We start from the raw sequence: 11699 nt of genomic DNA on the forward strand, positions 1-11699 counted from the left end.
AAATCAAGGAAAAATCCCTCTTTGTATGTATGCTTTTTCTATGCGTTGTATGGCTATACAAAATGCAGCTGTACGTAAATCCACAGTTTCATTTATAGCATAATCAAACACTTTATTAAAAGATTCATTCATTTTTTTATCCAATTTGGCCATCACCTCGTCCAATTGCCAAATCTCTCCATTTCGGTTTTGTAACCACTCAAAATAACTGCCTACAACACCACCAGAATTACATAAAATATCAGGTATAATTGTAATACCTCTTTCTAATAAAATCTTTTCGCCTTCAACATTTGTTGGTCCATTAGCACCTTCTGCAATTAATTTTGCTTTAATTTTTGGTGCATTTTCTTTAGTAATTTGGTTTCCTAAGGCAGCAGGAATACAGATATCACAATCCAAAGCAAAAAACGTATTGCTATCTACTGTTTTAGAATCGGGAAAGTTTACAATACTACCATCGTTAATTTGACTGTATTTAAATAAGTCTTCAACCTTGATGCCATTTTGATTTTGAATACTTCCAGAAGCATCTTGTACTGCTACTAATTTTGCACCATCTTTTTCTAAAAAATGAGCTGCCCAATAGCCAACATTACCAAATCCCTGAACAATAAACTTTTTACCAACTAAACTAGTATTGCTTTTTTCTGCCCAAAATTTAATGGACAAATACACACCATAACCTGTTGCTCTGTCACGTCCTTCTAATCCGCCACTTGCATCAGGCTTACCTGTTACTACATGTTGATTTGCAGTACGTTCTGCTGGTGGACGTGTACTCATGTAAGTATCTGCAATCCATGCCATAGTTTGACTACTAGTGTTAACATCTGGAGCAGGAATATCATGCTCTGGTCCAATATTATCCGCTAACGCAAACGTAAAACGTCTTGTAATACGCTCTAACTCTGATTGCGAATATTTTGAAGGATCTATTTTAATACCACCTTTACCTCCACCATATGGCAAACCTGCTAATGATGTTTTCCAGGTCATCCACATCGCTAATGCTCTAGCAGCATCAATATCCACTGTTGGATGGTAACGTAAACCACCTTTATATGGTCCTAACGCATTATTATGTTGCACTCTGTAACCTGTAAAAATCTCGACGTCTCCATTATCCATTTTTACCGGAAAGTTGACTAAAATCTCGTTGTTAGTAATGCTTAATATTTTTCTAATATTTGGATGTAAATTGATATGGTCGGCAGCACTATTAAACTGCTCCATAACATTATCCATCATACCTCTTACAGGTACTTTTTTTGTTACTTTTTTCAAATCTGCTGTTACTGTTGTCATTGTAAAGTGTTTATTATTTTATTTGAAATAGCGATTGATTATTGATCTTTCGTGATATTTTTGTGAGATATACTTATCTCTAGATTGGCTTTTATTAGATTTTTTTTCTAAAGAATTTTTACTGCCAAATACTGAAACTATTGTGTTAAAAAACATAGCTTTTATTATTAAATGATTAAACTAAAACTAACTCTTGATCTGGTTGTTTTACTTGTTGTAAAGTTGGTTGGTTTGGTTTAAAGGCATCAAACTCGCTACAAGACCAAACGGTATCTTTTTGGGTTGTCAATACGCAAGAATTGCGATGGATACAATCTGGGCAAATATTAAAATGACTCATAGGTGTAAAATTTATAATCGATTATACTCCAATTTGCAATGCTTGTGCCAAAGGAAATTCACACACTGCTACAAATGCAAAAAACCCTTTAAAATAAAGGGTTTATAGAATAATATAGTATAAAATACAAAATAACAAGTGGTACATAATTACCCAACTGGGTAAAAACGCACCAGTTTTAAATAGCTTATTCAGATAATTTTTGACGAATTGTTTTTCTGTCTATTTGAAGAATTTTGGCAGCTTTGGTTTTATTGTTTCCAGTAGCTTTTAATACTTTTTCTATGTATTGCTTTTCAATAACTTTTAAAGGTTGTAATGTGTCCGAAGTGTGTTGTATTGTATACTTTAAATGCTCTGGCAAATGACTAACGTCAACGGTTTTATCACTTAATATCACTGCACGTTGTATGATGTTTTCAAGTTCTCTAATATTTCCTGGCCAATCGTAACGCTCTAATATTTTTAAAGCATCTGGAGTTATTTTTACATAGCCATCTTTATACTCGACGCCATATTTAAATAAAAACTTATCAACCAATAATTTAATATCGTCTTTGCGCTGTCTTAAAGGAGCCACATCTATCTCTACCACTGTTAATCTGTAATACAAATCTTCCCTAAAAGTTTGCTTTTGAATCATGTCGCGTAAATCACTATTGGTTGCCGCAATTATTCGTAAATCTACTTTTTCAGCTTTTGTAGATCCTACTTTTACCACTTCTTTTTCTTGTAAAACACGTAGTAATCTAGATTGCACAGTTAGTGATGCGTTACCAATTTCGTCTAGAAAAATAGTACCACCATTTGCAGCTTGAAAAAAACCTTCGCGATTAGTTTCTGCTCCTGTAAACGCACCTTTTAAATATCCAAATAGCTCTGCTTCAAGTAAGTTTTCTGGTATTCCACCACAATTTACTGCAACAAAAGGCGCTTTAGAAAACTTACCTTGGTAATGGATGGCACGTGCGACAAGCTCCTTACCTGTACCGCTTTCACCTTTAATAAAAACTGTTGCTTTGTTATTTTTAACACGTTCAATAACTTGAATTACAGCATTAATTTTGTCGGAATGACCTATAATTTCGCCGTAAGGCTTATTATTATTAATTACTGAATTTTTAGATGATTGCGCTAGATTATCTGCATTTACCAAATATTTGTCCAACGCCATTTTAAGCTCGTCTTTAGTAAATGGTTTGGTTAAATAATCTACTACACCTGATTTTATGGCAGCCAACGAATCTTGAACCGATGGATAACCTGTAACCACTAATTTAGGCAATTTAGGATAATGCTCTGACACAAATTTAATAAGCTCTGAGCCATCCAATTCCGGCATTTTTAAATCGGTTATTAATAAATCTATAGTCGAATCCCTTAAAATACTAACCGCTTCTTTAACAGAAAGCGCTTTAAACACATGATAATTCCAAGATTGTAAATGACGCTGTAATAACTCAAGGATATTAATATCGTCGTCAACTATAAGTATGTTTTCTTTACGTAATTGCATTAGAAAATATTATTTTGGGAGTGTTATGGTAAAGGTAACGCCTTTATTTTTATTATTTTTTGCAGTAATAGTTCCTTTATGCGATGCCACAATACCATGGACGACACTTAATCCTAATCCAGAACCGTCACCTATAGGTTTGGTAGTAAAAAAGGGTTGAAAAATTTTATCTAAATCTGCTTGATTAACACCTTTACCTTCATCTTTAATTTTTAAAACAATTGCTTTTTTACTGGTTTTAGCCTCAATAGTGACCAACCCTTGTTTTGGTGAAAAATAAATAGCATTAATTAGAAGATTAAAAATAATTTGGGTTAATTGTATTGGATCTGCACGCAGTAACAAGTTTTCTTCTTCTATTTTAACAACGTATTTGACCTCTTCTTTTCTAAAAGTAGCATCTAATAAATTTATGGCACTTTTAATGTTAGGCACCAAATTTACTTCTTTCATTTCCTGAGGCATTTCGCAAGCAAAAAACATTAATTTTTTAACTACTTCTCTAGAAAATATGGCGTTTTTAATAATCTTATCTAAATCCAAAGAGGCATTTTTATCTGTTTTAAAATCCTCTTTTAGCAGCTCTGCAAAGCCTAAAATATTAGCCAAAGGGGTATTTAACTCGTGCGCTATTCCAGCTGTTATTTCGCCTAAAATACTTAAACGGTCGGCATGTTCCATCTGACGTTTCAAGGATGTTTCGTTTTTCTGAATTTCGATACGTTCTAGAAAACTTCCTATTTTTAAAGCTATATTATCTAACAGTAATTGCTCTTCGTTTAAGAAATCCTTTTGAGAATACTGTTCTTGATTTAAATAGGCTATTAACTGCCCTTTTTCTTCATTAAATAATTTTATTTTAGATTGAATACTAATGGTACTTTTTATAGCATTAGCGGTTGAAATGCTATTATTTTCAGTGTGAATCTGAATATTTGTTTTTTTAGGATACTGAAATCCTTTTTTGATGCTAAACACTATGGCTTGCAAAGTATCCTCGATTAGCTCTTCGTTTGCGTTTCCTATTATTGAAGATACCTCATAAAGACAAGTTAACTCCTTAATACGTTCTTTTAATGCTTTTTCAGTGGTATTCATTGACATTAATTTTAAAGCAATTATTTAATTTACGTTTTGAGTATCAACTTATATTTTTTTTAAATATAGATATTCTGACGTTTTAAAAATCACGTAATAAAAAGCAAACAATAATTTAAAGCCAGTTAGATTTGAGCCTAATTCTAGTTTTGATATAGCGTTTTCTTTTGTGTTAATTTTAAGTGGTTTTGTTTTGCACCAATCAATTTTTGCATACACTTCGTTTTGAATAGGATCCACTTGAAAAGATTTGGTTTCTCCATCTCTAATAGTATCTGTTTTTTTGTTATTTATATAAATTTCGATTGCTCTAGCTTTATTAGCATATTGCTTTATTCGTTTAATCTCAATTATACTATTTGACATTTTGTAGTGAATTTTGATTTATTACAACAACCATCTAAAAATATAATAAACTGTTTATTTAACATACTACTTTAACTTTTAAACTTGATTTGAATTAAAACTATTAATAACAGAAAACAAAAAAGGTCTAACCTATAAGTATTAGATTAGACCTTTTTAAATGTATTATTTAAAACCGCTTTTACTGAATATAATTTTTCAGGATTTTTTTAAGTAATGCGACATCCTCTGTAGTATTGCGTTTTAATTTTCCTTTGTTATCCGTTTCAAATAAAGTGTAGTCAATGGTCACTAAATTGATATCCTTTTTAGAAATCATTTCTTTTCTTCTGTGATTGTACTTTTCTATTTGTTGACCTCTAGTGATACCACTTGTGGTTAACGCTTCTAATTTTTCTAATTGCGCTTCGGTTTTATTTTTCTTTTCAGCGAATTCAATTACTAAATTAGCGTCTTTATAAAACGCAGCTACAGGTAACAATGTTCTTGTTTTACCTTTTTTATGCATATCTCCAAACAACCAAGCAAAGGTATGCTTGCGTGAAGCTTCTTCCTTTAAAACCTCATCACATAAATTAATTATGTAAAACTCGTCTGTACTTTCGCGTTTAGCTTTAGCAATATCTTTTTTTGAAACTGTACTAATATTTTCGTTTTCAGGAAATGTAGCACCTTCTCTTAAAAAGTACCAATAGGTAGCTGCTTCGGCACGTTCTGGATGTACCCTTGGTATTGCTTTTAGGTTGTCCTCTTTATCTAATACTCTCAGGATTTTTCTAAGTGGTAATCCCTTTTTTTGATCTTTTACAAAAACACCTGCATTAATTAAATCAGACATGATATCTTTTGCAGGTATCCAATCTTTATCTGTATTAGTCGCAAAGTAATGATCTATTACTTTATTAATTTGAGCGACTTTATCCTCGTTATTACGATTATTATTCATTTTTATAACTTTTTATATTACTTGTATTAACTACAAATAAAACGCTGCAAGATAAGCCAATATTTTTTTGGATTAATTATCCTGATTATTTAATTAAAAAATAATTTTTAAACCAACTACTTAAGTGATATTAGACTTAAAATTACTGGTTATTATATTTACAAATAACATAAAACCTTCTGTTAAAACTAACAGAAGGCCTTACTAACTTAACTAAAAAACTACTATTAATAAATTACTTGATATTAAGGTTTAAAGAAAATACTGTTATCGAGGTTGTACCAGAACTTGTAAGTCGTTGTCCCCAAATCTCAATATAATCGTTTGGAGCCAGCTCTACTGTTCCAGAAATAGACAAACTGTTAATGTCTGAAGTATTATTTACACGCATTAAAGAGTTAGTTTCTACTAAGGTAGTTCCAGTTACCGTTACCCCATTTTTTCTAATAAAAAAACCATAAAAATTCCCGGTAGTTGTATTACCTCTAACAGACAACGAGGCACTAATCTGAAAAGTTCTAGTCTTTTTCCCTAAGTACGTTAGCCTGTTATCCGTACTAGAACTCATCCTTAATAAATTTACTGCTGTTGTCGAATTTGATCCTGAATTACCTGTCAAATTTAAGGGATTATTATCTGTAATATTTTGTACAAATCCTGTTGTTATTGTACCATCATAATAAATGTTACCTGTTGCTACTTGATCTGACTCCACTGGTATACCAGGACAATCAACTGTCCATGCATTATTAAAATTAAATCCTGCATACGATCCAGTACCATAACGCTTAATATATTGAGTACTTGTACCACTAAAACTAACTCCTGTTAAAACACCATTACTTACCGCAGGATTGCTAGAAACATCAATCCCTATAGCTGAGCCATTAACCTCTGAAAAACCACCTTGTTTTTGAATAATATTAAAGGTCCCTGTAAATGTTTCATAAGTACCGGAATTTGAAGACAACCATCCCATATTACTTAATAATAAGTTGGTAATATTATTGTATATGATACCTGCTCCGTTTCCAACAAACTGAACAATACTTACAAACGCTAATCCAAAACCACTAACAGTACCAATAGATCCAGAACCATATACAACAGCATCCCTAAAAATTAAATTTTGTGTATTTGCTCCGGATAAAGCAAAAATAGTACCACCTGGAGCTGTCAAAGAAATCCCTTTAATACTTCCTCCTGTAGATCCAACAAACATTGTTCCTCCAGCTTTAGATAATACGTCTTCGTTTGTATCAAACCCAACGATATACGCGTTATTTAAATCAATTGGGTGCAATAATGCAATTGTACCATTAATTTCGTACAAAGTATCTGAAGATAAAAGATAAGTCGATCCTCCTCCTGCTACTAGCTCTGCTGCTAAATCTGCTTCAGATTGAATTAATTTATGCATGCTACGTTTTGCTGAATCTATTTTAGACCAAACGCTAGATTTGTAGAAATAAAAAGCATTTTCGGTTGTATCATACACTAGTAATCCATTAGCTGGACTAGAAATTGCTATACGTTGCACAGATGTCATTCTTGGTGCTAACATCCCTTTATCTGTGGATGATATATCTAACATTGAAGATACTTCTGGATTTACAGTACCAATACCAACTTGGGCAATAGCTACACTTGATACACCTGCAAATATTGCTAGTGTAAGTGTTATTAATTTTAGTTTTGAAATATCCATAATTTATAGTTTTTAAAATTTTATGAAATCGTTTTTATTATTGAATTTATAGCGCGATGAACTATTTAATTATTAAATTTAAAGAGACTAACAGTAGACTTCCTGCACCAGAATAACGTTCGGCCCAGACCTCTATATAATCGCCTTGATCTAACTTTACAGACCCAACAACAGATACAGCTCCTACATCGTTATTGCTACCTACTTGTCTGTATACTTTTGAATCGTTTTGAACAACTCCGTTTTTTGCTATGTAAAAAATATAGATGGAACTGTTATTATCACCTTGGAAGGAAATGCTACTAGAAATCTGAAAACTTCTAGTTTTTACTCCATCATAAACCAATCTATTGTTGATTGGTGCACTAAATCTAAATAAGTTATTAGAATAAGATAAGCCTTCTAATTTTGTTGGTACTCCAGATCCTATTGATGTAAAATCTGTTTGAAAACCACTACCAATAGGAGATTCTAAATGTATATCTCCAATTGAGGCATCATCCGTTTCTAACTGTAAACCTGTTGCGTCTACATCCCAATTGCTATTAAATTTGTAGCCTGCGTACGTGTTTTCTGTGTAGCCTTTTAACCTACTACCACCTCCTGTAAAACTTACTTGTGCAATAGATGCAGAAATATTAATAGTTGGGTTACTGCTTACATCTATTCCTGTTTCACCAGAATCTACAACTACGCGACCATTGGCTATCTGTAAGTTACTAAATATACCTGAAAACTTCAAAAATGTACCACTATTTCCGTCTGTCCAAAAGACTTTATCCATATAATAATTAGAAATATTTGAAGCTGATATACCGTCTCCAGTCCCTAATACTTGTAAAACTTCAAAATAAAAAGTGTTTAAATTATTAAATGTTCCGACAGAAGAAGCACCTACTATTACTAAGCTATAGGCAATTAGATTTTCAGTTCCAGATCCTGAAATATTAAAGACTTGCTGGTTATTACCACGAATGACAATATCTTTAAAATGCCCTCCTTTTGAGCCACTAAAAAAAGTTGCTCCAGAATTATTTACTAAGGCATCTTCACCTGTATCACGACCGCTAACGTAAGCACCATTTAAATCGACTGGAAAATCAAAGTTGATATTTCCGTTTATTTCGTACAAGTAATTTTCGTTTAAGACATATTTTGATCCTCCACCTGAGACTAATTCATCTGCTAAGTCTGAAATGTCTTTAACTAACTTATAGTTACTACGTTTGATTTCTGCTTTTAAAGCTGTCCAAACATTGCCATCATAAAAGTAAAACACATTAATATCTGTATCAAACACTAACAATCCTTCCGCTGGATTAGAAATTGCTATACGTTGCGCAGAGGTCATTCTTGGTGCTAACATCCCTTTTTCTGTTGAGTTTACCTCTAACATAGCAGATGTATCTGGAGATAATGTTCCTATCCCAACTTGAGCTACTGCCTGAAAATTTACACTAATAAAAACTACTATTAGCGCTATACTGATTTTTAGTTTTAATATACTCATAATTAGTAGTTTATTATTTTTTGAGTTAATTCACCTGTTGTTGTTACAACCTTTACAAAATATATTCCTTGGCTTTGATTAAAAGGAATTTTCACTTTGTTGGAGTTATTTATATTATCATTTAACCTTGAAATTTCTTGCCCCAAAACATTGTATATCGTTATGTTTTTAAGTTGCATTCTATCCTTATTATTAACTACTACATTTTTGTTTCCATCATAAAACACCGTAAGATTAGACAACGTCTGATCCGTTGTTGATAATGAGTTTTGAGGCACAAATACTAAAGAGTATCTGTCTAAGTGATTACCAATAGGCAGGTTTACATTAAAATTAGCATCAGATAAATTATGTGTTGTATTTAGAATATTATCTTTTAAGTAAATCGTGTGTTGAAAATTTTCAACCTCATCAATCATTATTTGATGTAATCCTGTTTCTGATATTAATATGCCTAAAGGAAACTCCATAGTATCGTTAAAAGCATCAACACCTTGAATTGCATATTTTTTATCTAAATCTTGTTCAATTACAAAAAACATTTCATCATCTCTGCATATTTTAAGTAATGCATCATAACCTGGATTATAATTTACATCTGCAGTAGAATCTGGTAAAAAACCTAGAAGTAATTGCCTATGAAACCCTTCTGGATCTTCATAACCTAATCGTATAAATTGATCCTGATTTTCTGTTTGATCATTTTGATTTCTATAAAAAATAGCCTCTCCTTCTGACTCTTTTTTAAAGTCCCTTTGAGAGTTATTAAACACTATGGATCCTGACGCATATGCTTTAATAAAAAAGCCTTGACCAATTGGCGCATATCTTTTTGGCACAGTAATACTTCCTGCAGAACCCAATCCTCCAATTAAAGTAGAAAACACTGAAGGTGGAGTTCCTCCTGTTAAATTTCTAATAGCATAACCACCTAAATAATTAGATAAGATATGTGATGTTGATCCACCATCTACCCAAAAATATAATGCATCAAATACCGTAGCGTTATCCAAAATAAACTTATTAGTATCCAAAGCAGATGGATATGGATTACCTACTAAAGATTCCTCTCCTACATTAATAGAAAATGTATACTCTCCATTATTAGGCGCACCATAAAACACGTAATTTTGATCAGCTCCTGAAGCTCCAGAACCTTTCATGGAGAAACCCTCTCCTGGATTTAATGCACTGTTTTGATCTAACGCTACCCAGTCATAATAAGATCCAGACCCTTGTATGTACTTGTATAACCACATTGTACTTATGGATAATGGCGTTGTTACTTCTCCTGAAACATTAGTGATTGCAGGTAAACCGTTATAAGGAGAACCAGAAATAAATGCTATTTGTGAAGGTGCAAAAGGATTAATGTTAGCATCTGTACCATCATACATACCTGATAATAATGAAAACGTTCCGCCATTGTTAATAGGTGACGTCCAATAATTATATTTGTAAGCCGAAGCATACCCTTGTTGATCCACTAATATTTTTCCTGAGGAAACTGCATTAGCGTCTAATCCAACGTGGGATTGTATTAATTGAGACTCTCCATTTAGTCTTACATCTCCATTTACCAAATTTAGTCCATTAGAAATGTTTAATAAAAATCCATCCGAAACAGACAATCCTTTAGTATTTGCAGCTGTAATATCTACTTCTAGATTATTAAAGTTGATTGTATTTGAAGATCCAGAAATACTTAATAATGGGTTTGTATTGCTTTTAAAATAGGTTGTCCCTGAAGTGGACGTTGTTACTCCATTATTTATAAAACTATTGTTTAGGTATAGGTTACCGTTAGTACTTAGCGTAGCACTAACTTTGTTTGTGTATTCATTTTCAAAATACACATCTGTTGCATTCGAAATTTGTAAAACACCTTCGTTTACAATTTGCGAATAAACACATAGTAGATTAAAAATAATTAGACAATGAGATAGAACATATTTTTTTCTCATAGGTAGTAGGTTTGGGGATTATTAAGGGATTAGTAAAAAATAGTTAGTTATTATTAGTTTGTTTTACATCAGCTATCTTTATCGTATAATTCAATATTTTCAATAGAATATTGCTTTGCTGTCTCAATATCATTGCAAGTTATATGTGGTGTTAAGGGATCGTATATTCTTTTATAAGACGCTATTAATAATTTGGTTCCTATTGAATTTAATATAAATGCTTCAGATATTCTTAATTTAATTAAGTCACTAGATTTAGCTATAAAGTTTGCAGCCTCTGTAGAGAATGTACCATGAAACCCTCTTAAGTCTATTATAAAAGACATTGGTCTACCGTTACACAAGTCCATTATTACGCTTACATATTTTTTTGCTGCAGTTAAATCAAAAATGTAATAGTCCTCAATACTATTAAATTTAAGATTTATAATATTATTATCATCTTTCCAAAATTTTGCATGTCCTACTGTTTGTATGTTTTTCATGTTTTTTTTAGTTTAATGAGTTATACGTTCGGTTATCCTCTATGCAATATTGTATTGCCGACTTATTACATTTAAAAATCACATCAGGAAGTGAAGGATTACAAATAAAACTTTGAATGTTTAATAGCATTTTTAGTTTATAGGAGTTAACTAAAAATGTTTTAGACAACACTAATGATTTAATTAATGTATTTTTAGATAAAAACGTAAATACCTTAATAGCGTTAGAAAAATTTAACTCTTTTAGGTCAATTAAAATTGGCATGTGCACATCTTTAGATAGCATAAATATTTTATTTAAAAAAATGTGCTCGATATCTTTTATTTTATTATCATCTAAATCAGTTAAATCATTCAAAATTTGGCAATAGATCACATCTTGATCTACCCAAAACTTGAAATTTTCAATTAATTTATCGTCCTCCATAACTATTGATTTGTAAAGTTTAAACCAATAC

Annotated in this window: 11 protein-coding genes; all 11 read right to left on the reverse strand. The window is 31.6% G+C overall.

Annotated features, from left to right (window positions below):
* Positions 1–3: 3 nt before the first annotated feature.
* Positions 4–1308: a Glu/Leu/Phe/Val dehydrogenase gene (locus WNY60_RS11660; RefSeq protein WP_145001340.1), complete on the reverse strand. Its 1305-nt coding sequence runs from the start codon at positions 1306–1308 to the stop codon at positions 4–6.
* A gap of 175 nt (positions 1309–1483) precedes the next feature.
* Positions 1484–1648 carry a hypothetical protein gene (locus tag WNY60_RS11665; protein WP_186439174.1) on the reverse strand — a complete coding sequence of 55 codons (165 nt, stop codon included), beginning with the start codon at positions 1646–1648 and terminating at the stop codon, positions 1484–1486.
* A 187-nt stretch (positions 1649–1835) separates the two neighbouring features.
* Positions 1836–3164, reverse strand: a complete 1329-nt coding sequence (locus tag WNY60_RS11670; protein ID WP_342862477.1) for a sigma-54 dependent transcriptional regulator — start codon at positions 3162–3164, stop codon at positions 1836–1838.
* Between the two features lie 9 nt (positions 3165–3173).
* A complete protein-coding gene (locus WNY60_RS11675) occupies positions 3174–4262 on the reverse strand; it encodes a HAMP domain-containing sensor histidine kinase (protein ID WP_342862478.1) in 1089 nt (362 codons plus the stop codon).
* 48 nt (positions 4263–4310) lie between these two features.
* Positions 4311–4628, reverse strand: coding sequence for a hypothetical protein (locus WNY60_RS11680; RefSeq protein WP_145001334.1), 318 nt, complete (start codon positions 4626–4628; stop codon positions 4311–4313).
* 181 nt (positions 4629–4809) lie between these two features.
* Positions 4810–5574, reverse strand: coding sequence for a hypothetical protein (locus WNY60_RS11685; protein WP_339809305.1), 765 nt, complete (start codon positions 5572–5574; stop codon positions 4810–4812).
* A 235-nt stretch (positions 5575–5809) separates the two neighbouring features.
* On the reverse strand, positions 5810–7282 hold the full coding sequence (locus tag WNY60_RS11690; RefSeq protein ID WP_339809303.1) for a hypothetical protein: 1473 nt from the start codon (positions 7280–7282) through the stop codon (positions 5810–5812).
* A gap of 61 nt (positions 7283–7343) precedes the next feature.
* Entirely contained in the window at positions 7344–8792 is a 1449-nt protein-coding gene (locus WNY60_RS11695) for a cell wall anchor protein (protein WP_145001328.1), read from the reverse strand.
* 2 nt (positions 8793–8794) lie between these two features.
* Positions 8795–10756, reverse strand: a complete 1962-nt coding sequence (locus WNY60_RS11700; protein ID WP_342862479.1) for a T9SS type A sorting domain-containing protein — start codon at positions 10754–10756, stop codon at positions 8795–8797.
* A 68-nt stretch (positions 10757–10824) separates the two neighbouring features.
* Positions 10825–11241: a hypothetical protein gene (locus tag WNY60_RS11705; protein WP_145001325.1), complete on the reverse strand. Its 417-nt coding sequence runs from the start codon at positions 11239–11241 to the stop codon at positions 10825–10827.
* 7 nt (positions 11242–11248) lie between these two features.
* On the reverse strand, positions 11249–11668 hold the full coding sequence (locus tag WNY60_RS11710) for a hypothetical protein (RefSeq protein WP_342862480.1): 420 nt from the start codon (positions 11666–11668) through the stop codon (positions 11249–11251).
* Positions 11669–11699: the final 31 nt, after the last annotated feature.

Origin of the sequence: Olleya sp. AS48, from assembly GCF_038900355.1 — a bacterium.
Taxonomy (GTDB): domain Bacteria; phylum Bacteroidota; class Bacteroidia; order Flavobacteriales; family Flavobacteriaceae; genus Olleya.